Below are 24009 nucleotides of genomic sequence, written 5' to 3'. Positions count from 1 at the left end.
GAAAAATTGAAGAGAAAGGAGGAAAAAAAGTGACTGCAGCTTTTATTAGTCGTCTCGCGCTATCAGGTCTGCTAGGAGCTTTGGTTGGATTAGAAAGAGAATTTAGAGCAAAAGAAGCGGGCTTTCGCACTCATTTTTTAGTTGCTGTCGGTAGCACGCTGATTATGTTAATTTCGAAATATGGCTTTTCAGATGTGCTTCATCAAGATCATATGGCTCTTGATCCGAGCCGGGTTGCCGCACAAGTAGTAAGCGGTATTGGTTTTTTAGGAGCAGGTATGATTATTATTCAAAAGCAGCATATTAGAGGGCTCACAACAGCCGCAGGCGTATGGGCAACGTCGGGAATTGGTTTAACCATTGGGGCGGGTATGTATACAGTCGGCATTAGCGCAACTATATTGGTGCTGATTGGCTTAGAAATATTGAACGTAATGTTTACATCTCTTTCTACTCATTCCATTTTAATTAAGTTTCGTGCAGCGAATCAAGAGGATATTTATGAGCTCCTTGATAAGATTGAAAGGGAAAGTATTATGATTTCATCCTATGAAATTCACCAGGATCATCATCAAGGTGAACTGCTTTATTTTGTTGAAATAAAAGGAAAAGCAAAAAAGAAAGGGAATAAAGTAGAATTGATTAAATCGATTCACTCTATGGCTCACGTGTTATTTATTGAAATTGAATAAGCACTTATTTATTTTTTCAAAAGAAACTGGAAGAAACGTATTTTAGTTGAAGGAAGAGCAGGGCCGAACGATGAATGGAGGACGTAGATTTCGTGTATGTAGGTGCTTCTAGCGGTTGATTGGAGGGTAAGGCGAAGACTCCTGCGGGAAAAGCGGAACAGGTGAGACCCCGCAGGAGCGTAAGCGACGAGGAGGCTCAGCGGCCGCCCGCGGAAAGCGAAGCCTTGCACGGAAATCAACCGCGGTGTTAAAAGTAATCCATACTAACTTATTTATCCAATTTGTTCTCTCTATCTTGCTTAAACCGTTTCGCAGTGTTTTATCACAGCAAAAAAAGGCTATTACCTAAATATAGAGAATTTTACTGGAGGTTTTAAAATGAAAATTGGAGTCGTAGGTGCTACAGGAAAAGCAGGAAGTTTTATCGTGAAAGAAGCTTTAAATCGCGGGCATGATGTAACGGCAATCGTACGTGATGCGAGCAAAGTAGATGAACGAGATGTTCGTACACTGGAAAAAGACATTTTTGATATCACGGCAAAAGATATCGAAGGCTTGGATGCAGTAGTGAATGCGTTTGGAGCTCCTGAAGGAAAAGAACATCTGCATGTAGAAGCGGGGCAGTCGTTAATTCATGTATTTAAACAAGCTCCGGACGTTCGTCTTCTTGTTGTAGGAGGAGCAGGCAGTTTGTTTGTTGATGAGGAGAAAACGACGCGTCTAGCGGATACGCCTGATTTTCCAAAAGAGTACAAAGCGACAGCTGACAATCAAGCTCAAAATTTAAAAGATTTAGAAAGTACAAGCGATATTAATTGGACGTTTATTAGCCCAGCAGCATTTTTTAATCCTTCAGGAAAACGAACGGATGCTTATAAAACTGGGAAAGATCATGTTATTTTAAACTCAGAAGGAAACAGCCATGTCAGCTATGCTGATTATGCCATTGCTGTTATTGATGAGATTGAGCGAGGAGAGCATGTAAACGAACGCTTTACCGTTGTATCCGACGCTAGATAAAGGAAAAGTCGCTTTATGCGGCTTTTTTTGTGCATGTTATACTATGGAAAAAGGAGTAAGGTATAGAATGGATAATACAATAAACGTAGCACTAACATTTTATAGTGAAGCCTACGAGTCATCTATACATAGCTATACGCTGCCTGAAGAACAGCTCATTTATACGGCACTTCCCGCTGAAGCCTTAGCTAAGTGTGAGCAGGAAAGAGACAGAACGCCTGTTTTGATTTTGGCAGAAAACAAACTAGCCGGCTTTTTCGTGCTCGACGCAGGGGAAGCCGTTAAAGAATATATTAAAAGATCCGGCGCACTTTTAATACGATCGTATTCCATTCATCCTGATTATCAAGGAAATGGGATTGGGAAAAAGTCATTAAAGCTTCTTCCTTCTTTTATCAAAAAGCACTTTCCGACTAAAAATGAAGTGGTGCTAGGGGTGAACCATAAAAACACGGCGGCGCAGCACCTGTATAAACGAAGCGGCTTTGTGGATACAAACCGGCATATTGTTGGAAGCCAAGGAAAGCAGTTTGTTTATCAGATGGACATAAAAAAAGCTTGAACAAGAGTTCAAGCTTTTTTCTTATATAACAAGTAGGAAGCTAGAGAAAATAGGCAGCGCTACAAGGGACGTTTTTAATACGGGAGCAGGTACACGATTTGTAAATTTTGCTCCAATATATGAACCGACCATTGTGCCGACTACTACTTGGATCAACAGTGGAATATCTAAAAAGCCCTGCTGATAATAGCCCATTCCTCCGCCGATGGCAATCGGAATAATAACGAGCATTGTCGTTCCGGCCGACTGACGAATAGACAAGCCTAACACCATCATAAGGCCAAGCTGGATAAATGGAGTTGATCCAATTCCAAACATTCCGGACAGAGCGCCGGTAATTAAGCCAATTAGTAAAGAGTAGACGACAAATTTAGCTCCTGTTGGAATCGTACGTTCTTTTTGCTGACGGGAAAATAAAAACATTCGCAGCCAAAGTAGAACACCAGATAATAAAAGCATACCGGCTGTTAGCCATTTTAGCTCGCCTTCTGGGATAAAGGATGAAAGGTTAGACCCAATCCAAGCGCCTAATGCGCCGAGGATACCAACAGAGATACCGGATTTTAAAGATACGTTACCTTCGCGGTAATGACTGACTGCGCCAGATAAAGAAGAGAAAATCATTGCGGTAAGAGCTGTTGCGAGTGCAACGTGTACAGATACGCCGTACAGCAGCGTTAAAATTGAAATAATAAAACCTGATCCGCCTGCTCCGACAAATCCTAAGATCAGTCCGACGGCTAACATTGTTAAAACAATTGAAACATCCATAAACTAATTCCTTCTTTCAACACTTATTCTATGCAGACACATAACATTTTTAGCAAGTGCTACGTTCTTCATTTAAACATGAATTTTTTATGACGTCCAATGTATAATTTATATGAAATTAATAGTATTATGTAATAAGTAAAGGATGTGAAAAAATGGAATGGCAGCAGCTCGAATATTTTAATGTTGTAGCTCAAACGGAACATTTCACAAAGGCCGCAGAAAAATTATCAATCGCACAGCCTACGCTCAGCCGCTCAATTTCTAAATTAGAATCAGAGCTTGGCGTGCCGCTATTTGAACGAAAAGGAAGGCAAGTTATTTTAAATCGATACGGACGGCTTTTTTACGAACGAACGGCTAAAGTATTAAACGAAATGGAAGAAGCTAAACGTGAGCTTTCAGATTTAATCCACCCTCATCGCGGCAGTATTTCGTTTGCTTTTTTAAAATCATTAGGCGCTTCGTCGGTCCCAAAACTAGTTCATGCTTTTTTACAAGAGTATCCGAACGTTCAATTTCAAATTTTTGAGAACGCCACGAACATCATGCTCGATCAGCTTCAAACGGGGGAAATTGATTTTTGTATGTCTTCCGTAACGGAATCTAGGGCAGGAATTCAGTGGGAATATTTATGGAAGGACGAGCTGTACGCGTATGTCCCTGATACGCATTCTTTTGCCTCAAGGCAAGTGCTTTCGATTTCAGAGTTGGCTCATGAATCGTTTATCGCGTTAAAAAAAGGATATGGAAGCCGAACAATTTTTGATCAGCTGTTTGAAGAAGCCGAAATGGTCCCAAATATTACGTTTGAAGGAGAAGAATTTTTAACGGTGATTGGCTTTGTAGCAGCACATTTAGGGGTCGCCTTGCTTCCTGAAATAAAGGGAGTAGACTTGCGAGGTATAAAAAAAATAAAACTCAAAGAAGACACAGCTTCAAGGGTAATTGGGATTGCGTGGAACAAGGATAAATATTTAACTCCTGTTGCGAAAAAGTTCCAGGAATTTTTAATTCAGTATTTTAAAGACCATCATACAGGAGGAAAACGATGAAGAAAATTGCTTGCCTGCACGCTCATCATTCGAACATCTCTTATATAGAAAAAGCGCTGCCGTTTGCGAACTGTATGCATTTCGTAGACCCCGGCCTTGTACATCGGGTAACAACCGACCCTAAGTTTGCAGCGGAGGCAGCAGCTGCAAAAGTAGAAAAGCAGTTAAAGTGGATGGAAGAATGTTCAGCGGATGCCATTTTACTTACGTGTACGAATTACATTGCTCTTTTACCAGAAGCATTTACAAGCGATATTCCAATTATTAAAATCGATGAGCCTTATTTTCGCCGAATATGTGAAATAGAAGAACCGCAGCTTATCGTGTTTACAAATCCGGAGACCGTAGAAGGAACAATGAAGCGCCTAGACAAATTTGCATTTTATCAAAATGTAAAGATAAAGGTTCGTCCTGTTGTAATAGAAGGTGCTTTTGAACTAGTAATGACTGGAAACCTAAAGAAGTATAAACAGAAGGTAAAACATGTCTTACATGAGCTAATAAAAGAGCATAACACTGTTGTTTCAGTGGCGCAGCTCTCAATGGTAGAAGCGGCGGCGGAGGTAAGCGACCGTATTATTACGCCTCTTCAACCGTTAGCGGAAGAAGTAAGAAAAACAATTATTAGGTCATAAGAAATGAAAAAAAGAAAAAATAAATGGTAAAATATTCACTTTATTTTGACAAAAATTTCATTTCCTTATATGATAAGTAGTGTTATAGAAACCACTTATTATATAGGGGAGGCATCGTTTTGTGAAGAAAGCAAATGCACGCGATAAGATTTTAGAAACAGCATCGCGGCTTTTTCAGCTGCAAGGCTATCATGCAACAGGATTAAATCAAATTATTAAAGAGAGTGGGTCGCCAAAAGGGTCTCTTTATTATTATTTTCCAAAAGGGAAAGAAGAACTGGCGATTCACGCTGTTCAATATACGAATAAATACGTACAAGTTCAAATTAAAGAAAGTCTAAATAAATCTTCTGACGCAGCGCAGGCTATTCAGTATTTTATTGAAGAATTGTCCAAGCAGTTTGAACACGAAGAAAGTATTGCTGGTATGCCTGTTGGACTGCTGGCTGGAGAAACGGCCCTTATTAATGAACCGCTGCGCGAAGTCTGCTACGCAGCGTTTCAAGATTGGGAAAAACTTTTTAGAGAAAAAATGATAGAGAGCGGATTTCAAGAGAAGCAGGCAGGAGAGCTTGCAGTTGTGATTAACTGTATGATCGAAGGAGGAATCTTGCGTTCGTTAACAGAGAAAACAAGCGCTCCTTTGCAGCAGATTCAGCAGCAGATTCCAGTTCTTGTTCGTAAATAAAAAGTGAGGCTGGGACATCACAAAATGAATCTAATCTAAAGACTAACAATCGGGATACATGAGCTGGACTGCTTGTGACACTGCTGTTGATTTCCGTGCAAGGCTTCGCTTTCCGCGGGAGGCCGCTGAGCCTCCTCGTCGCTTGTGCTCTTGCGGCATCTCATCTGTGCCGTTTTTCCCGCAGGAGTCTTCGCCTTGTCCTCCAATCAACAGCTAGAAGTAGCTACCTACATAAAACCTACGTTCACCATAATCATAAAAAAACACGAACTATTCATCCTTTGTGATAGATAGTTCGTGTTTCACTTTAACTAGACTACTTTGTCCCCGACTCTTTTTTATAGATTGACTGAATTTGGCATATATTGATAAAATTTAAAGTATATTTTCTGAAAATTCTATTTCTTAAAAAGAGAAAGAAAGGAGTAGCTTGTGATTTTTACTATTATTCAAGCTGATGATACGTGGGCACTATGGGGAATTCTAGCGATTTGGGCTTCTGTTAGTATTTTTCTCGAACAAAAGTATAAGTGGGCTTCTTTTCTGTCAGGAGCTATTATTGCGCTAGCAGGAGCGCTTATCCTATCAAATTTAAAAATCATTCCAACAGAGTCTCCGGTTTATGATGCGGTTTGGGCGTATCTAGTACCGCTTGCCATTCCATTATTGTTATTTCAAGTCAATATGAAAGAATTATTTCAAGAAAGCCGGAAGCTGCTTTTTATTTTCTTAATCTGTGCAGTAGGAACGGTTATAGGGAGCACGGCAGGCTTCTTGTTATTAAAAGATTATATTCCTGAACTAGCAAAAATTGCAGCTGCTATCGGCGCTTCTTATGTAGGCGGAGGGGTTAACTTTGCTACCGTTACGGCTAAATTTGAACCATCAAGTCAAATGGTTTCCGCGACGGTGGTTGCTGATAATATGGTCATGGCTTTGCTGTTTGCCGTGTATATGTTTGTTCCTTCTATGAAGTTTTTTAGAAAACATTTTAAGACGCCTCATATTCAAGAAGTAGAGGCTGGGCAATATGGAGAAAATGATCGTCATACGCTTGCAGAAAAATATTGGGCAAAAAAAGAAATTTCGTTAAAAGACGTGGCGGCTTCAATTGGTACATCATTTTTTCTAGTGGTTGCATCGTTTAAATTAGCCGAATGGTTTGGAACAATCATTCCAACCGGTCCAAATGTTTCGGTAGTTCAAACATTATTACATACTATTTTGAGCGAAAAATACTTATTGCTTTCCACACTTACGTTTCTTGTCATTTATCTGTTTCCTTCTTATTTTAAAAACATTAGCGGAAGCCAAGAAATCGGCACGTACTTCATTTATATTTTCTTTGTTGTCATTGGAGTGCCGGCGTCCATTCCGTTAATTGTTGAAAAAGCACCTCTTTTGATTCTGTTTGTGCTCATTGTGGGACTAAGTAATTTAATAATGGGGCTGCTTTTAGGAAAAGTATTTAAAATTGATTTAGAACATATTTTACTGGCGAGCAATGCAACGGTAGGGGGACCTACGACAGCAAGTGCAATGGCGATTGCTAAAGGATGGGGAAGTTTGGTTGGTCCTATCTTGGTAGTAGGAACGCTTGGCTATATTATTGGTAACTATATCGGTTTTGCACTTGGCTATTGGTACTTAACATTTTAAATAAAAAAACGCCTCCTCTGATGACTCAAAGGAGGCGTTTTTTTATTTAGCGTGCTTGACCGCTGATGATCGATAAAAGCGGCCTTTAAAGATATACGTAGCTGTAATAAATAAATAGATAGCTAGTGTAATAGTCGTAATAACAACGGAGGTTGTGCAGATAACACCAATTAAAATAGCGCTTAGTGCAATTAGGGCAGCCCACGTCGTATAAGGAAACCATTTAACAGAGTAGCTGCTCGATGCTTCTGGCTGAACTTTGCGGGACTTTAAGTGTGCGATCGCAATAATCAACCAAATAAACAACACGGTATATCCTAAGGATCCCATCAAATAATCAAATGTTTTACTTCCTGCAAATAAGGAAATCAACACGCCCATATAAAGGGATGATGTACACATTAAGATTGCATAGACAGGAACTTTGTTAACAGAAAGTTTCGAAAATATCTTTGGCACTCGACCGTCTACTGCTTGCGTATATAAAATACGTGATGAGCCGTAAAGTCCTGAGTTCATTGAAGAAATAACGGCTAACAAGATAACGGCATTCATAATATGATCTGCTCCGGGAATTCCAATCATTTTAAATACTATCACAAAAGGGCTTTGAGAAACGCCGTTTACTTCATTCCAAGGAATTAAGCTCACGATGATAAAAAACGGGAACAGATAAAAAGCAATGATGCGCGTTAATGTGCTGCGCACGGCTTTTGGTACTACTTTCTCAGGATTTTTTGTTTCAGCTAGCGTCACTCCGATGATTTCAGTTCCACCGTAAGAGTAGATGACCACTAACATCGCCGTAATTAACCCAGTTGGTCCTTTAGGGAAGAAACCGCCGTGATCGCTCAAGTTTGAAAAACCCGCTGCGGTATGGTGACCAAATGATACAAATAGTAACAGAAGTCCAGCAATGATAAAGATCACAATGACCGTAATTTTAATTAATGCTAACCAGTATTCTGTTTCAGCAAATGCTTTAACCGAAAGCAAGTTAATAACTGTGACAATAACGGATACGCCTAAAGCAAGCATCCAAATTGGATAATCAGGAAGCCAGTACTGAATAAAAATAGCTGCTACAACGGCTTCAGCTGCAATGTTTAACACCCACATTTTCCAGTAAATCCAGTCTAAAAAATAAGCGGGGTAGCTTCCTAAAATCGACTGAACTAAATCACGAAACGTTCGTGCGTCACTGTTTCGAACCGCCATTTCAGCAAGACCTTGCATAATGAATAGTAAAATAATTCCGCCAATTAAATAAGCAATGATAACTGATGGTCCTGCCATATCAATAGCTGAGCTGCTTCCTTTAAATAAACCAGCGCCAATTGCTCCACCTAGCGCCATCATCATAATGTGACGTGAAGTCATTGTTCGCTGCAAACCTTGGTTGTCCTTCTTCATGACTTTTCCCTCCACTTTTTTATAAAATAAAAAAAGCTTATCGTCTCCTACCTCATTATCAAATGAGAGAAGAGACGATAAGCTTTAGCTAACCGCGGTACCACTCTTGTTGGCTCTTAAAGAACCCTGCTTAAAACCTGATAACGAAGGTTAGACGTTAAAACTTAGAGAATACTTCTGCATTCTTTCTGAATTACCACTCCTGGGCGAGTTCAAAGTATTATTGGACTACGTTACACCAACCCGTAGCTCTCTTGACCGAATAATAAGCTTCTACTACTCCCAATCGCTGTGTTTTTGATTAAAATCTGAAAACTCTTGATGAATAACCATTACTATACGTGCTTCTTTTTTTTTTGTCAACAGCTATTTTCTAAAAAATAAAATGATGGAACTTTGTTTTTTATAGAACTCAGGACTGGTTATTTTGGTAAAAAAATCAGTCGTTTCACCTAATTTTCACCAACTCTGATTACATTAAGAAATATGAAAAAGAGGTTGTTTTGACAAATACATAGCTGAGGAGAATGAATAGAGTGAAAAAGATGATGTACGTCCGGTTTGGACTGGATCTTTTAATGGCCGTTACGTTTGTTTTATTTTTTAACAAACAAGTATTGGGAGGGTTAACGTTTCATGAAATTGCGGGGCTAGCGATTGCCGTCGCGTTTTTTACCCACGTGCTGCTAAACTGGCAGTGGGTAAAGAAAGTTACGGTTAAATTATTTGACCGCAAGCTTCCGCGCAGAACAAAGTTCGGTTATTTTTTAAATATCATGCTGTTGATTACGATGTCATTTATTATGATTAGCGGTATTTTTATTTCAAGAGTAGTATTTCCAAATATTAATGTTGGGAACGAACAGTGGTTTAAGGTTTCGCATATTTCGGTATCATTCTTAGTGTTAATTTTAGTAGCCGCTCACATAGGTCTTCATTGGCAATGGGTTATAAATGTATGTAAAAATATGACGAAATTCAAAAAGTCAAAGAAAAGCTTAGGCATAGCAGCTAAGCTCGCAACCGTTGCACTGTTAGTCGTTGGCATATACGAAATAAATGAGACAGACTTTCTTGGAAAACTTGGAGGAGTAGCGAGAGTGTTGAATTTAAGTTCCTCAGATATGCCGCAAAAAGACGGTGGGAAGCCGGATTTTGATCGCCATTCATTTAGCGAGAACAAATCTCCTGCGACGGCATCTGCTGGTCACGAACGTCCGAACTTTGATCACGATGGCGAAGGTTTGGAAAGAGGGATGAAAGGAAAAGAAGGCGGTTTTGAAAGTCCAAATCCTTTTGTTGTAATCGGTACTTATTTTGCTATTATGTCGGTTTTTATTATCGTTATTTATTATATTGAAAAAATATTAACAGGAGTAAAAAGACGCAAAAAAATGTCGGGTCCGGCTGCGGAAATTTAAATAAAAAAGCTATCTATTTCACTGTTTTTTCATCGTACAGAAGTAAAATCATTTATGTAAAAGCGAATGCTTTGCAAAATTAATATGAGATAAACTTAGGTGGTGGAAATCGTGAAACAACACACACAGCCTGAAACGGAACATAAGAAAAATTGGTTTATTAATGCGCTATTGAATTTTGGTATTTATAAAAAAGGAAATCGGCATCTATACGAACTGACACTTCAAGAGTTAGAAGCTCAATATGTTAAAGTGAAAGCATTCATGTATAATCAGGAACCTCTTTCGCAATGATAAAAAAGCACTCAGTATATGAGTGCTTTTTTATATGAGAAAGTCTTATTCTTTGACAGGCAAAACTGTACAGATTAAAATCACAGTATATTTTAAAGTTACAGTTTTAAATGACACATGTTATAGGAAGGGAAATAGTTGCTACCTATAATGTGCCACTATTTTTGACCGTATCATTTTTGGAGGGAAATAAAATGACAAATAAAAAGTATGAGCCGCTTTTACAGCCATTTACTTTTTCAAATGGCATCAAATTAGATAACCGCGTTATTCTTGCGCCTATGACAAATTTTTCATCAAATGAAGATGGAACAGTATCAAATGCAGAAGTAGACTACTATGTACGACGTTCAAAAGGTGTTAGCATGGTCATTACAGCATGTACATACGGAACGCCGAACGGCAAAGGATTTCACGGAGAGTTTGCTGCAGACAGCGATGAAATGATTCCTAGCCTGCGCCGCTTAGCAACAGCAATTAAAGATCAAGGAGCAAAAGCAGTTCTTCAAATTTTCCACGGAGGCCGCATGTGTCCGCCTGAGCTTGTTCCAAATGGAGAGGTTGTTAGCGCAAGTGCTGTTGCTGCAGAACAAGAAGGAGCACCGGTGCCTCGAGAGTTAACAAATGAAGAAATCGAAGGCATTATTCATGATTTTGGTGAGATGACGCGCCGTGCTATTGAAGCAGGATTTGACGGAGTTGAAATCCACGGAGCAAATAACTATTTAATTCAGCAGTTCTTTTCTCCGCATTCTAATCGCCGCGAAGATAAATGGGGTGGCAGCGTAGAAAAACGTTTAACATTCCCGCTGGCAATCGTAGACGAAGTAAAGCAAGCCGTTTCCAAACATGCAAAAGAGCCATTTTTAGTAGGCTATCGCTTCTCGCCAGAAGAGCCTGAAACGCCAGGAATTACAATGGCTGATACGTTGAAGTTAGTTGATGCACTAGCAGAAACAGACCTTGATTACCTTCACGTATCCCTAATGGAATTCTGGTCAAAACCGCGCCGAGGCGTAGAAGATACTCGCTCACGTATTGAAATTATTCAAGAGCGAGTAGGAAGTCGCGTGCCTGTGATGGGCGTAGGTTCTATTCATACAGCAGACGAAGCAGCAGCAGCTCTTGAAACGGGTATTCCACTGCTCGCGATTGGCCGTGAATTAATTATGGATCCAGACTGGGTTCAAAAAGTCAAAGAAGGCCGCGAAAATGAAATTGTGACAACATTAAGCAAAAAAGATCAGGAAAAGCTTGTGATTCCTGACCCGCTGTGGCAAGCCGTTATTAACACACCAGGCTGGTTCCCGGTTGAAGATTAAAAGAAAGACAGAAAAGCGCAAAGACGATGGGACTGACCCCGTGTCTTTGCGCTTTTTGCTTTTTCATGGAACAGCGCTTATGAACCATTAATTTATAAATAGACTTCTTTGTGTTTGAATAATAATAGTTTTCTGAAAGTGAGGTGGAAAAATGAAAGCAGGCCCAATGGTGAAAATGATGGTTTCAATGAGCATTTTTGGTTCAATTGGCTTTTTCTCCACACAAACTGGACTGCCTTCTTTTGATTTAGTGTTTGTTCGCTGTATTTGTGCAACGCTTTTTCTCGGAATGTGCTGGTTTGTAACGGGTGAATATAAAAGGGAGAAATGGAATGCCAAAGAAATAAAGCAGATTTTACTGTGCGGAATATTTCTTGTGTTTAACTGGGTATTTCTATTTAAAGCATTTGAAATGATGTCCGTTACGGTAGCTATTTCTATTTATCATCTTGCGCCCGTTTTAGTATTGCTTCTGGGGAGCTTTATCTTTAAGGAGAAATTAACGGTTCTGGGCGTTATGTCTATTTTCATTTGTTTTGTGGGAACACTTCTGGTTATTGGGGTGAAGGAACTTACGATTGATGGCTTTATGTCGTCAGGAATACTGTGGGCGCTTTTAGCCGCTTTGTTTTATGCATGCACAACGCTGCTTGGCAAAGGAATTATTCATACGAGTGCTTACGCTGTTACATTTCTTCAGACTTTTGTAGGAATTTTTCTATTATTGCCATTTGTTCATTTTAGTGATTTTTATTTCTTAACAACGGCCAATTGGACAGCTATTTTAGTAACGGGCTTTGTACATACTGGTTTAGTGTATTATTTGTTTTTCGACAGCCTGCGCTATTTAAAAACTCAGGTGATTTCGGTTTTAGTGTTTTTAGATCCAGCCGTTGCTATTTTACTAGATACAGCATTCACGGGATTTCGCCCGACGCTTTTTCAGCTGGCAGGCATTGTTTTGATCTTTTTAGGAATGCTTTTTACTTTGAAGCCAAAACCTTCATCTAAAAAAAATATTTCCAATAGCAAGATTAAAAAGATCACATAGAATTTCTATTTCATCTGCAGGTGCTCATTTATTAGAAAAAGGGGAGCTAGTCATGAAAGTCAGTAAGCAAAACGCAGAACACTACGTGTGGGGAGGAAAATGCGATGGGTGGCACCTAGTGAAAAATAAAGGCGTAAGTATTATTCATGAGCGCATGCCCCCTCATACGAAAGAGGTAAGGCATTATCACACGAGAGCACAGCAATTTTTCTTTGTATTAAAAGGAACAGCTGCTCTAGAAGTAGACGGAATTATTTATGATGTAAAAGCACATCAAGGAATAGAAGTGCTTCCGTCCATTCCTCATCAAATGATGAATCGTTCGAGCGAAGAGATTGAGTTTCTTGTTATTTCACAGCCCTTTGCACAAGGAGACCGCGTAGCTGTTTGTGAAGAGGAAGACTAAGCATAGATAAGTCTATTTTTACTAGTCCTAACAGTAAGCGAAGAATACCTTCCAGTACAATAGTACCTTTTCATTAAGTAAGTGAAATATTATGCGTAATAAATATAAAAATACTTTTATTGCAGAGCAGAAATGTGGTAAATTAATATGTATGCAATATAGGGAGAACAAAATTTACAAATTAACAATTGTGTAATATTAACATCACGATAAAAAAATAAGAGATTACAAGTTAAAATGTAAATTTTGTAGATGACTAAAAAAAGAGATGAAGATGATATTGTTTGACAAATTGAATCATTTTCAGGTAATCTTTTGCAGGACGTAACCGTTACGATTTAATGTAGGGGATTTTCCTGAGGTTAGCTGAACATGAAATCTCTACTTTTTAGTGAAAGGAATTTGAAAATGAAAAAACTATTTTCAAAGCCGTTGTTTTACTTTTTTATAGCGGTTTTATTCATGTGGATCAAGTCTTACATGTCTTACAAAGTGGAGTTCAACTTAGATATAAGTGACTCAATGCAAAAAACGTTATTGTTTATTAATCCAATTAGTTCAACTTTGATCTTTTTAGGGTTAGCATTGTTTGCAAAGGGAAAAAGAGCCATCGTTTGGACGCTTATCCTTAGTACAATCATGACGGTCATTTTGTACAGCAATATTTTATATTATCGATTCTTCAATGACTTTGTGACATTGCCTACTTTAACGCAAACAAGCAATGTGGGTCATTTAGGAGGCAGTATCGCTGATTTAGTAAAAACTCACGATATTTTTTACTTTGTAGATATCATTTTACTGATTGCGCTATTGTTTGTTAGAAAAATCGAATGGCCAAAAGCACGTCTTAAATTCCGCTATACGTTCATGGTACTAGCGGCAGGAGCTATCGCTTTTGCAATTAACTTGCACTATGCTGAAAAAGATCGCCCTGAATTATTAACAAGAACATTTGATCGCAACTACCTAGTGAAATATTTAGGAGCATACAACTACACGGTGTATGATGCAGTTCAAACGTTTAAAAACTCAAAGCAGCGAGCATTCGCAAGCAGTGATGACTTAACAACAGTGAAAAACTTCAGTACAAGTCACTATGCAGCTCCAAATATTGAGTATGCCGGTAAAGCAAAAGGGAAAAACATTATTAAAATTCATCTAGAATCATTTCAGTCATTCCTAATTAACTATAAGTTAAACGGGCAAGAAGTAACGCCGTTTTTAAATTCATTAGCAAATGGAAATGAATTTATGTATTTTGATAACTTCTTCCATCAAACAGGACAAGGTAAAACAGCTGATGCAGAGCTTATGATGGATACGTCATTATACGGCTTGCCTCAAGGATCAGCATTTAGCTTAAAAGGCCGCAACACGTACCAAGCAGCACCAGCGATCTTAGATCAAGAGGGCGGCTATACAAGTGCCGTTTTACACGGAGACTATAAAACGTTCTGGAACCGTAATGAAATTTATAAACAGTTCGGTGTGGATAAATTCTTTGACGCAAGTTATTACAATATGACTGGTGATAACAAAGTAAACTATGGATTAAAAGATAAGCCATTCTTCAAAGAATCTATGCCAATGCTACAGTCATTGAAGCAGCCGTTCTATGCACATATGATTACATTAACAAACCATTTCCCATTTGTCCTTGATAAAGGCGATGCTAGCATTGAGCCGGCAAACACAGGAGATGGAACGGTAGACCGTTATTTCCAAACGGCTCGTTATTTGGATGAATCACTGCAAGAATTCTTTACGGAGCTAAAAGCTTCAGGCTTATATGACAACTCAGTTATTATGATTTACGGTGACCACTACGGTATTTCTGAAAATCATAACAAAGCAATGGAAAAAGTTCTTGGCGAGAAAATTACGCCATATAAAAATGCTCAGCTTCAACGCGTACCGTTCTTCCTTCACGTACCAGGTGTAAAAGGTGGAGTGAACCATACGTACGGCGGTGAAATTGACGTAGTACCTACGCTTCTCCACTTAGTGGGAATTGATAGTAAAGAGTATGTTCAGTTCGGTACAGATTTATTATCAAAAGACCATGATCAGGTAGTAGCATTTAGAAACGGTGATTATGTTTCTCCGAAATACACGTCAATTGACGGCAAGTATTACGATACAAACACGGGAGAAAGAATCACAGCAACAGACGAAGCGAAAGCTTATAAAAAGAAAGTTGGAAGAGAGCTAGAACTTTCTGATAAAGTGTTATACGGTGATTTATTACGATTTAATAAATTAGATGACTTTAAACCGGTCGATCCATCAAAATACATGTATGGAAAAGACCAGGAAACAGAAAAGTAATGTAAGCTTTCACACCATACAATCCAAACAAGCAAGTAGAGGAGCTTTTTAAAAGCTTAGCTACTTGCTTGTTTTATGAGAACTTCATTGAAAAAGAAAGCTGGTGACAGAAACGTGGAGCGAACAAGACGCAAAAGAAGAAGAAGAGTTCGATGGGGCAGAGTGTTCTTTGCTTTGTTGTTTCTTTTTATTATCGTTGGAGGCATATACAGCTATTTCCAATATAAGCAAGGGCTATCGATGGCAAGCGATGGTAAATTTGCGGATGACGGCACGACATTTGAACAGTTTCAAGGCAGTCTCCCAAATAACGGAGAAGTAAATATGCTGCTGTTAGGAAGTGACTCGCGCGGGGAAAAGCATTCTCGTACAGACTCTATTTTAATTGCTCACTACGATTCTAAAAGCAAACACCCGAAAATTGTTTCGCTTATGAGGGATATGTACGTGGATATTCCAGGACACGGCAAGCAAAAGCTGAATGCTGCTTACGCGTTCGGAGGTCCTGAGCTGCTGCGTAAAACGATCAAACAAAATTTTGATATCGATATTAACTATTATGCAGTTGTGGACTTCGAAGGATTTTCAAAAATTGTAGATACGATTGCACCTGATGGCATTGAAGTAACCGTGCCTCACGACATGTCTTCTGGAATTGGTATGACGCTTCACAAAGGTACTCAAGTTTTACACGGTGAACAACTGCTTGGCTACGTGCGTTTTCGCCATGATAACATGAGTGATTTTGGACGCGTTCAGCGCCAGCAAGAAGTCGTTTTGAAGCTTAAAGATGAAGTAGCAAGCCTAAACAGCGTGTTTAAAATACCGAAGCTTCTCGGCGTAATGGATCCTTACATCGATACAAATTTAGATACAAAAAGCATGATGCTTCTGGCTAAAGATGTGATAACAGGAAACATGAAAGATGTTCAAAGCCTGCGACTGCCGTTAGACGGATCGTTTGAAAACAAAACGTATAGCGGTGTTGGTATGGTGCTTGATATTGATTTAGATAAAAATAAAGAAGCGCTGCAAGAATTCTTAAATGACAAATAAAGAAAAGCCTCGAGACGCATGTCTTGAGGCTTTTTCCTTATACATAGACGATGATGCGTTTGAATGAAGTAATTAAACTGGTCACTATACCGGAGCATACAACAATGAATAATGAATAAATAGCTGTATCGTTTTGAAGCAGTAAAATACCTGAAATAATAATAGATGCGTCAATCACTAAAATAATGATGCCGGGGTTTAAAGATAACCATTTCGCAAGTATCAGAGAAAATAAGTCGACCCCGCCTTGACTTGCGTGCTGCCGGAGCATGATGCCGGTTCCGATTCCGTTAAAAACACCTCCAAGGCAAGCGCTTAAGATAATGGGAAGGTGAAAAATCCCGTGAAGCGGAAACAGCAAATCAATCATCACGGCTGAGAGAACCATGCCATAGATAGCATTTAGAAAATAAGAGCGGTTAAAACCTAGTGCCAGAAGGTAAATGGGAAAGTTTAAGCAAAAAATCATAACGCCTACTTTATAGCCAAGTAAATAATTAAGGATTAAGCTAATTCCCGTAATGCCTCCTGTTACAAGCTGAAGCGGAAGAATAAAAACATTAATTCCAATACTAATAAATACACTGCCAATTCCTATGGCAATCAATTTTTTGTACATGCTGTCTCATCCTTGTCTATGAATCTCTTTACATGTATATGAAGACAAGCAGAGTTTCAGCACAAAGACTGCTTCAGAAACCATAATGAACGGATTAAATATATGCAAAGGAAGCTGTTTTGAGATGCAAATGTGTTGCATAAACGTGCTTCACCATAGACAATAAGAACAAACGAAGAAGGTAAATGGAGGAGAAGAAATTGATCGTTCGAAAAGCTAGAGAAGAAGAAAGACCATCTATTGAAGCAGTGACGCTTGCTGCTTATGAGCAATATGCAGCTGTAAAATCAGAAGCACACTGGAAAAGATATCGAAAGGGAATTTTACATACCCTGAGTGAAGAAAAGAAATTTGAGTGCATTGTAGCTGAAATCGATGGAGAAATGGCAGGGAGCGTTTTGTTTTATCCGCCGAATACGGATGTATACGGAGGATTGTTAAAGCCATTTCCATGGGCTGAAATTCGTCTGCTGGCAGTTGCTCCGTCGCATCGCCGAAAAGGAGTTGCTAATGCGCTCCTTGAAGCGTGTGAAAAAAAATCTCGGGAGCTAGGGTGTTCTTATTTAGGTTTACATACAGATCATTCAATGGAACATGCCATTAAACTGTACACTAAAAGAGGTTACGTCCGCTTTCCTGATAACGATTTTTATCCGGTAAAAGATTTGCACGTTATGGCATTTAGAAAATCAGTTTAATAAAAAAAGCCTTTGAAATCAATGATTTCAAAGGCTTTGTATTTATATAACGTGACGATTCCAGTGGCGGTGAGCTGAAATAGCTTCAATAAATTCATCTGTAAAGCGTGTAGTTTCTCCAGTTACGACACCGGGACTGCTGTCTAAGCCAGCAGCTTTTAGCCACTTAACACCTTCATCTGTCGTGCCAATCGGTTTAAAATGCTCGAATGCTTCTTGAGCAAACGTCAGTGCTTCTTTACGGAACTTTTCATCAGCTGACGAACTTCCGACAACATAAACCGCATCGAATAAAACAGAATCACTTGTTAAGAAGGTGTGCTGTACTTCAAGCTCTGACCCGTCTGTTCCTTTTACGTTTTGGAGGGTTGTGCTTACAATTTCAGGCTGAATGCCCTGTTGTTTTAAACTGTTTAACACCTGTGGTAGGTCACTGCTAAAGTCATCAGCTACAATGACAGCTACTTTACGCGTATTCGGCTTTTTAATCGTCTGTTCCTGACTAAGAGCCGGAGATGACTTGGTCACTGGCGCGTCTTCTCCTGATGGAGGCGTGGCACCAATCGCTTGTGCTACTTGTTTAGCTAGCACTGTACTGACGTTGGCAAACATATCAACGACCTGCTGCTGAACAGACTTGCTTTTCACTTTTCCAAGCTCAAAGCTGAAAGCATTGATAATATGCTCTTTTTCAGGGTCGCTCATGCTATTCCAAAATAGCGTTGCCTGTGAAAAGTGGTCTTTAAAACTTTCGCTTCGACTTCGAACTTTTCTTCCTTCCACTTTTTCTTGATAGTGAGCATAACCGCCCTCTGACTCTGGGACAGGAGCCGGCGTATTGGCTGCAAGAGAGTTTCTGTGATAGCTGACAGGCCCTTTGTTAATTGTTTGACGTCCGTAACCGTCTCGTTGATTGTTATGAAACGGGCATACTGGACGATTGATTGGAAGTTCATGAAAATTAGGACCGCCAAGACGAATAAGCTGGGTATCTGTGTATGAAAACAACCTTCCTTGTAAGAGAGGGTCATTGGAAAAATCAATTCCCGGTACCACATGCCCTGGATGGAATGCGACTTGTTCCGTTTCGGCAAATACGTTGTCCACATTTCGATTTAAGGTCATTTTTCCAACTAGTTTGACGGGAATGTCTTCTTCAGGCCAAAGCTTAGTTGGATCGAGAATGTCAAAGTCGAATTTAAATTCATCTTCCTCATTTATGATTTGAATGCCTAGCTCATATTCAGGATAGTCTCCGTTTTCAATCGATTCCCATAAATCGCGGCGATGAAAATCCGGGTCTTTCCCAGAAATGGTTTGAGCCTCGTCCCAAACAAGGGAATGGGTTCCGAGCACAGGCTTCCAGTGGAATTTGACAAAATGAGCTTTTCCTTCTGCATTAACTAAGCGAAAAGTATGTACGCCGAAGCCCTCCATCATACGCAAACTGCGTGGAATTGCACGGTCTGACATTGACCACATGACCATGTGAGCAGACTCTTGATTATTGGCGACAAAATCCCAAAACGTATCATGTGCTGAAGCCGCCTGCGGCATTTCGTTGTGTGGCTCAGGCTTAACAGCGTGAATTAAATCTGGGAATTTAATCGCATCTTGGATAAAGAACACGGGAATGTTATTTCCAACTAAGTCATAGTTTCCTTCTTCTGTATAAAATTTTGTTGCAAAACCACGGGCGTCGCGCACCGTTTCAGCTGAACCTTTAGAACCTGCTACAGTAGAAAAACGGACAAATACAGGTGTTTTTACAGACGGATTCTGTAAAAATTTAGCTTTTGTATATTCACTGAGAGAGTCATACAGTTCAAATTCTCCGTGAGCAGCGAAGCCTCGTGCATGAACGATGCGTTCAGGAATGCGCTCGTGGTCAAAATGCGTCATTTTTTCACGGAAATGAAAGTCTTCCATAAGGGTTGGACCACGTTCACCCGCTTTTAAAGAAAATTCATCTTCGGAAAGCTTTAACCCTTGATTAGTTGTGAGCGCTTGGTTTCGATCATCTGTTTTAAACTGCTCGAGCTGTTCTTGCTTGCTTTTTTCATTTACAGGGTGCTTTTTTGTCATACATGTCTTCCTCCTTGATCTTCAGTTAATAATCATTACAAAATGTGTACCCTATCAAAAGTTGAAGCAAACAGAAATGTTGGAATTTTTTCGTAGGAAATCCGTTATTTTCTTGTTATGATTATGAATAAGTATTCATAAATACAAAAATAAAAGGAGAGGGGATACATAGATGAAAACACGGGTAACAGATTTATTAGAAATTCAATATCCAATTGTACAAGGAGGTCTTGCGTATTTAGCGTACGCAGAACTTGCCGCTGCTGTCTCAAATGCAGGCGGGCTTGGACAAATTACAGCTATGACGCTCCGAACACCTGAGAAACTTCGAGCTGAAATTAAGAAAGTACGTTCTTTAACTGAGCGTCCTTTTGGCGTTAATTTTGCTGTTGGAGGTCAAACAGAAGGTTCTTATAAAGAACTTCTCGACGTAGCAGTAGAAGAAAGCGTTCCGGTTGTTTCCATAACAGGAGCAAATCCCGCACCTATTTTTGAGAGATTAAAAGGAACGGGAATTAAAACACTCGTACTGGTAGCCAACGTGCGTCAAGCTCAAAAAGCTGAGCAGCTGGGAGCAGATGCCGTCATGGCAGTGGGGCAAGAAGCAGGAGGACATATCGGACGTGAGGATCTCGGCACAATGGTGTTGATTCCTCGAGTAGCTGCGGCTGTGTCAATTCCGGTCCTTGCAAGCGGAGGGATTGGAAACGGACAAGGATTATTGGCAGCGTTATCATTAGGCGCTGAAGGAATTGAAATGGGAACACGCTTTATCGCGACAAAAGAATGTGTAGATGCTCACGATGCGTATAAACAAGCTATTGTAGAAGCAAAAGAAACCGATACTGTGGTTATTAAACGTTCGTTCGGAGCACCTGGACGCGTGTTGAAGTCACACTACACCCTTGACATTATTGAACGTGAGCACCAAGGAGAGAGGTACGAAGAGTTAAAAGACGTCATTAGCGGAGGGGCAAACTGCCGGTATATTTATGAAAATAAAATCGATGAAGGCTATGGATGGGCAGGTCAAGTCGTTGGACTGATTGATAGTATTCCAACGGTGCAAGAGCTTTTTGACAGTATGATAGAAGAAGTAGAAGCCGGTTCTAAACGACTGCTGAGTATCGTAGAAAAGAAGTAGAGATACAAGCCGTCATACCGCAGCAATTATTCGCATATTTATAATCTATATCTCTAAATGAGGTGAGAGAATGAAAAGGATGCGAGCATTTGCTATTATGACGTTTTTAGTAGTAGGTTCGGGGTATGCAGTTTTTACTAAAAAAGAAGAAGTTTTCAAGACTCAGCAAGCACAAGTGTACGAAGAAGCAAAGCCTGTTATTAAACAAATGGACAAACTGGATATTTGGCATAAAATCAGCAGCGGTTTAACTGAATCGGGCTATGAATCAAGGGGCGTGAATTCTTCCCTTTACTCAAAAGACAGAGTAGAGCTGGATGTGTATATGGAGCCTTCCGTTTCAGCTGATGCCAAAACACAAGAAACGATTAAACAAATGGTATATAAAATACTCGAAGAAAATAAGTTTCAGCAAAAGGCCTTTCATGTAACAATTAAATTCCTGCCCGAAAAACAAGCAAAATAGACTTGTCTCGGCCAGGAAATTTTTTTATTAAAATGCTTTTTCATTGGCTACTGGAATACTCTCTGGGAGAGAAATTTCAGCATTTTTGGGCTGATATGCAATTTTTCCGTCCAGCACATCATTTGCTTTTTGTAGATCTAATAAATTTTCCCATCGTGCGATAATAAAAGCAGCTACCGCATAACCAATAATATTAACTGTGGTCCGGTAATTACCCATAAAGCGATCAGGAGCGAGCATCAGAGCAACGGCAGCTACCGGAATGGATCCGGTTGCTGCTGCGGTAGCAGAGAGAGCAACAAAAGCTGATCCTGGAATACCAGCCATTCCTTTAGACGTAAGAAGAAGGACACCAAGCATTAAAAGCTGATCAGTGAGGCTCAAATCCACGCCCGTTGCTTGTGCTAAAAAGACGAGGGCAAGAGACAAGTAAATGGAAGCACCGTCTAGATTAAATGAATAGCCCGTAGGTACAACAAGGCCAACGACTGCTTTGTTGCATCCTGCTTGTTCGAATTTATCCATGAGCTGCGGCATAACGGCTTCAGTGGAACCCGTAGCAAATGCCAGCATAATTTCTTCTCGTATATATAGAATGACTTTCCACAAACTTAATTTTAAATAGATTCGTAAAATAACAGCTAAAACAAGAACAAATGCTAGACAAGCAATTGTCATAGCGATAAATAGCTTTCCGAATGCAGCAAGTGTTCCAAGACCGTACTGACTAACTGCAAATGCCATGGCACTAAACGTGGCAAGAGCTGTTAATTTCATAATGTATCCCATAATTTTAAACAATACATCATTTACTTTTTCCAATACATTTAAAAGGGTCTCTGCTGTTTTTCCGCCTATATGGACAAGCGCGATGCCAAACAAACAAGAAATTAAAAGCACTTGAAGCATGGAGTTGCTTGAAAAAGCCCCAACTGCACTGTCTGGAATCATATTAAGAAAAAAATCACCTTCACTCGGAAGTTCGGAGCCGTTAGTCTTCGCGTCCACTTCGCTTGTGCTTAAGCTTGAAGGGTCAACATTCATACCGATGCCGGGATTCATTACGTTTGCTACTAATAGACCAATCAATAGAGCGAATGTTGTGACAATTTCGAAATAAAGAATGGTTTTTCCGCCGATACGCCCAACTGTTTTAATGTTTCCAACCTTCGCAATTCCAACAACGACTACTCCAAAAATAAGAGGAGCAATCAGCATTTTGATAAGCTTAATAAAACCGTCTCCAATCGGTTTCACAGCATTTCCAAAGCTTGGCCACAGATATCCTACGGCTATGCCAAGTACAATTGCCATCATAATTTGAAAGAAAAGACCTTTGTAAAAAGGTTTTTGCTTACTTTTTGCCGCTGTTTGTGTCATGTGTTCTCCCTTCGTCGTACAATTTTTTGGATATTACATATAGATGTTATGTTTTTTTACATTTTAACGTAAGGTTGTTTAAGGTGTCATTGGTCTCTTTGACTAAAATTCAATAAAAATATTAGTTGAAGTGTATAAGAAGGGAAGGGAGTGGTTTAAAACATTATTATTTTTAATGCATCTCTTTAAAAAAACTAATAAAAAGCACATGCAAAGGCATGTGCTTTTTATTTATTAAATTAGTTTAATTCCGCTAATTAAAATGATGGTCGCCATAATGGCTTGAAGCGGTCTTGAAGGCACTTTCGTTGATAAACGGCTTCCGAGTAACACACCTGGAATAGATCCAGTTAATAGGTTAGCAGTCAACATGTAATCTACGCTTCCAAAGCTTGCATTTAAAATACCAGCCACTGTAACGAGAAGAAATGCATGTGCAATATCAGTTCCAACCAGCTCAGATGTTTTGAGCTTAAATAAGTACAGCATCGCAATCGCAAATAATGAGCCCGAACCAATCGATGTTAGTCCGACAATGAATCCAAAGACTACGCCAATTCCGATTGTTAATCCTTTTTTCTGATTTAAGTCCATTTCCTGAAACCGATTTGGGCGAATTAATTTATCAAAAAAGACGCGAAAGATAATTGAAATGGCAACCAGCGTCATAACATATCCAAGAGCGTGCTTAATAATCGTCTCTTGATGCTCGTGAAAAGATGGAAACGCATGAAGTGTGACAATAGCCAGCACAGCGCTCGGAATACTTCCGAAGGCTAAATATTTTGCTAATTTAAAGTTAATGGTTCGCTGTTTGTAGTGCTGAGCGACTCCGAATAATTTTGTGATAGAATTGTAGACAAGATCTGTTCCTACGGCAATGGAAGGGTTAATGCCGAGTACAATCAGTAAAGGTGTTAATAAAGCGGCGCCTCCAACCCCGGTTAAGCCTACAAGGGTTCCAACGAATAATCCCATTAAGGTAATTGATAATTCCATGTTTCGTCCTCCTACTCTCAAAACCAAGTACATTGATCTGATTATAGAGCATTATAACTCATATGTAAATAAAATTCTGAATATTTTTAGTGGAGTTGAAAAGGTTTTCTTAGCCTTCACTATTTTAGGGAACGGACGATAAAGTCATAGGAAGTTATAAAAAAGTGAATAGAATACGTTTATTTATCTATGATTACGCTCTAATTTGTGTTACAAATGTAAATGCAATAAAAGAGTTTATT

At 39.4% G+C, this 24009-nt stretch carries 24 protein-coding genes and 1 other annotated feature; of the genes, 17 read left to right on the top strand and 7 right to left on the bottom strand.

Going from position 1 to position 24009, the window contains the following annotated elements; translation table 11 throughout:
* Window positions 1–29: 29 nt before the first annotated feature.
* The 3 genes from MMB68_RS01015 (at window position 30) to MMB68_RS01005 (ending at window position 2274) form a co-directional block, all read left to right on the top strand.
* On the top strand, window positions 30–692 hold the full coding sequence (locus MMB68_RS01015; RefSeq protein WP_277447269.1) for an MgtC/SapB family protein: 663 nt from the start codon (window positions 30–32) through the stop codon (window positions 690–692).
* Between the two features lie 378 nt (window positions 693–1070).
* Window positions 1071–1712 (top strand): NAD(P)-dependent oxidoreductase, encoded by a 642-nt coding sequence (locus tag MMB68_RS01010; RefSeq protein ID WP_098792038.1) that lies wholly within the window; start codon window positions 1071–1073, stop codon window positions 1710–1712.
* Between the two features lie 67 nt (window positions 1713–1779).
* Window positions 1780–2274 (top strand): GNAT family N-acetyltransferase, encoded by a 495-nt coding sequence (locus MMB68_RS01005; RefSeq protein ID WP_221783578.1) that lies wholly within the window; start codon window positions 1780–1782, stop codon window positions 2272–2274.
* A 21-nt stretch (window positions 2275–2295) separates the two neighbouring features.
* On the opposite strand, the gene MMB68_RS01000 is transcribed toward MMB68_RS01005, so the two are convergent.
* Complete coding sequence (locus tag MMB68_RS01000; protein WP_013058643.1) at window positions 2296–3045, bottom strand: sulfite exporter TauE/SafE family protein; 750 nt, start codon at window positions 3043–3045, stop codon at window positions 2296–2298.
* A 155-nt stretch (window positions 3046–3200) separates the two neighbouring features.
* Between MMB68_RS01000 and MMB68_RS00995 the strand changes: the two genes are divergently transcribed.
* The 3 genes from MMB68_RS00995 (at window position 3201) to MMB68_RS00985 (ending at window position 5423) form a co-directional block, all read left to right on the top strand.
* A complete protein-coding gene (locus MMB68_RS00995; protein WP_277447270.1) occupies window positions 3201–4100 on the top strand; it encodes a LysR family transcriptional regulator in 900 nt (299 codons plus the stop codon).
* A complete protein-coding gene (locus tag MMB68_RS00990; RefSeq protein WP_277447271.1) occupies window positions 4097–4735 on the top strand; it encodes a hypothetical protein in 639 nt (212 codons plus the stop codon). The genes MMB68_RS00995 and MMB68_RS00990 overlap by 4 nt, the downstream gene beginning before the upstream one ends.
* Before the next feature lie 121 nt (window positions 4736–4856).
* Window positions 4857–5423 carry a TetR/AcrR family transcriptional regulator gene (locus tag MMB68_RS00985; RefSeq protein WP_075419365.1) on the top strand — a complete coding sequence of 189 codons (567 nt, stop codon included), beginning with the start codon at window positions 4857–4859 and terminating at the stop codon, window positions 5421–5423.
* Between the two features lie 42 nt (window positions 5424–5465).
* On the opposite strand, the gene MMB68_RS00980 is transcribed toward MMB68_RS00985, so the two are convergent.
* The gene (locus MMB68_RS00980) at window positions 5466–5633 is read right to left on the bottom strand and encodes a hypothetical protein (protein ID WP_221783585.1); all 168 of its coding nucleotides are present in this window, start codon (window positions 5631–5633) and stop codon (window positions 5466–5468) included.
* 222 nt (window positions 5634–5855) lie between these two features.
* On the opposite strand from MMB68_RS00980, the gene MMB68_RS00975 reads away from it, so the two are divergent.
* Complete coding sequence (locus tag MMB68_RS00975) at window positions 5856–7082, top strand: DUF819 family protein (protein ID WP_264408491.1); 1227 nt, start codon at window positions 5856–5858, stop codon at window positions 7080–7082.
* Window positions 7083–7124: 42 nt separating this feature from the next.
* On the opposite strand, the gene MMB68_RS00970 is transcribed toward MMB68_RS00975, so the two are convergent.
* Window positions 7125–8495 carry an amino acid permease gene (locus MMB68_RS00970; protein WP_264408490.1) on the bottom strand — a complete coding sequence of 457 codons (1371 nt, stop codon included), beginning with the start codon at window positions 8493–8495 and terminating at the stop codon, window positions 7125–7127.
* Between the two features lie 67 nt (window positions 8496–8562).
* Window positions 8563–8794: a binding site (T-box leader), on the bottom strand.
* Window positions 8795–9022: 228 nt separating this feature from the next.
* Between MMB68_RS00970 and MMB68_RS00965 the strand changes: the two genes are divergently transcribed.
* The 7 genes from MMB68_RS00965 (at window position 9023) to MMB68_RS00935 (ending at window position 16376) form a co-directional block, all read left to right on the top strand.
* Window positions 9023–9916: a DUF4405 domain-containing protein gene (locus tag MMB68_RS00965; RefSeq protein ID WP_260507768.1), complete on the top strand. Its 894-nt coding sequence runs from the start codon at window positions 9023–9025 to the stop codon at window positions 9914–9916.
* Between the two features lie 108 nt (window positions 9917–10024).
* Window positions 10025–10210 carry a Fur-regulated basic protein FbpA gene (locus tag MMB68_RS00960; RefSeq protein WP_013058636.1) on the top strand — a complete coding sequence of 62 codons (186 nt, stop codon included), beginning with the start codon at window positions 10025–10027 and terminating at the stop codon, window positions 10208–10210.
* 194 nt (window positions 10211–10404) lie between these two features.
* A complete protein-coding gene (locus MMB68_RS00955) occupies window positions 10405–11532 on the top strand; it encodes an NADH-dependent flavin oxidoreductase (RefSeq protein WP_221783593.1) in 1128 nt (375 codons plus the stop codon).
* A 151-nt stretch (window positions 11533–11683) separates the two neighbouring features.
* A complete protein-coding gene (locus tag MMB68_RS00950) occupies window positions 11684–12583 on the top strand; it encodes a DMT family transporter (protein WP_221783595.1) in 900 nt (299 codons plus the stop codon).
* Window positions 12584–12635: 52 nt separating this feature from the next.
* A complete protein-coding gene (locus tag MMB68_RS00945; protein WP_221783596.1) occupies window positions 12636–12989 on the top strand; it encodes a cupin domain-containing protein in 354 nt (117 codons plus the stop codon).
* A 408-nt stretch (window positions 12990–13397) separates the two neighbouring features.
* Window positions 13398–15320 (top strand): lipoteichoic acid synthase, encoded by a 1923-nt coding sequence (gene ltaS / locus MMB68_RS00940; protein ID WP_221783598.1) that lies wholly within the window; start codon window positions 13398–13400, stop codon window positions 15318–15320.
* A gap of 75 nt (window positions 15321–15395) precedes the next feature.
* Complete coding sequence (locus MMB68_RS00935; protein WP_406626915.1) at window positions 15396–16376, top strand: LCP family protein; 981 nt, start codon at window positions 15396–15398, stop codon at window positions 16374–16376.
* Between the two features lie 37 nt (window positions 16377–16413).
* On the opposite strand, the gene MMB68_RS00930 is transcribed toward MMB68_RS00935, so the two are convergent.
* Window positions 16414–16995: a YitT family protein gene (locus MMB68_RS00930; protein WP_042992429.1), complete on the bottom strand. Its 582-nt coding sequence runs from the start codon at window positions 16993–16995 to the stop codon at window positions 16414–16416.
* 200 nt (window positions 16996–17195) lie between these two features.
* On the opposite strand from MMB68_RS00930, the gene MMB68_RS00925 reads away from it, so the two are divergent.
* Complete coding sequence (locus MMB68_RS00925) at window positions 17196–17693, top strand: GNAT family N-acetyltransferase (RefSeq protein WP_221783602.1); 498 nt, start codon at window positions 17196–17198, stop codon at window positions 17691–17693.
* Window positions 17694–17735: 42 nt separating this feature from the next.
* On the opposite strand, the gene MMB68_RS00920 is transcribed toward MMB68_RS00925, so the two are convergent.
* Window positions 17736–19778 (bottom strand): catalase, encoded by a 2043-nt coding sequence (locus tag MMB68_RS00920; RefSeq protein ID WP_221783604.1) that lies wholly within the window; start codon window positions 19776–19778, stop codon window positions 17736–17738.
* 172 nt (window positions 19779–19950) lie between these two features.
* Between MMB68_RS00920 and MMB68_RS00915 the strand changes: the two genes are divergently transcribed.
* Window positions 19951–20922 carry an NAD(P)H-dependent flavin oxidoreductase gene (locus tag MMB68_RS00915; RefSeq protein WP_221783606.1) on the top strand — a complete coding sequence of 324 codons (972 nt, stop codon included), beginning with the start codon at window positions 19951–19953 and terminating at the stop codon, window positions 20920–20922.
* 70 nt (window positions 20923–20992) lie between these two features.
* The gene (locus MMB68_RS00910) at window positions 20993–21388 is read left to right on the top strand and encodes a hypothetical protein (RefSeq protein ID WP_116372278.1); all 396 of its coding nucleotides are present in this window, start codon (window positions 20993–20995) and stop codon (window positions 21386–21388) included.
* Between the two features lie 27 nt (window positions 21389–21415).
* Here MMB68_RS00910 and MMB68_RS00905 read toward each other — a convergent pair whose 3' ends face one another.
* On the bottom strand, window positions 21416–22768 hold the full coding sequence (locus MMB68_RS00905) for a cation:dicarboxylate symporter family transporter (RefSeq protein WP_269870277.1): 1353 nt from the start codon (window positions 22766–22768) through the stop codon (window positions 21416–21418).
* Window positions 22769–23002: 234 nt separating this feature from the next.
* Window positions 23003–23767: a sulfite exporter TauE/SafE family protein gene (locus MMB68_RS00900; protein WP_028415040.1), complete on the bottom strand. Its 765-nt coding sequence runs from the start codon at window positions 23765–23767 to the stop codon at window positions 23003–23005.
* Window positions 23768–24009: the final 242 nt, after the last annotated feature.

The organism is Priestia sp. Y58, assembly GCF_029522095.1.
Lineage (GTDB): Bacteria > Bacillota > Bacilli > Bacillales > Bacillaceae_H > Priestia > Priestia megaterium_E.
Note: the sequence above shows the minus strand (reverse complement) of the source record. Positions and strands in the feature narration are given on the sequence as shown.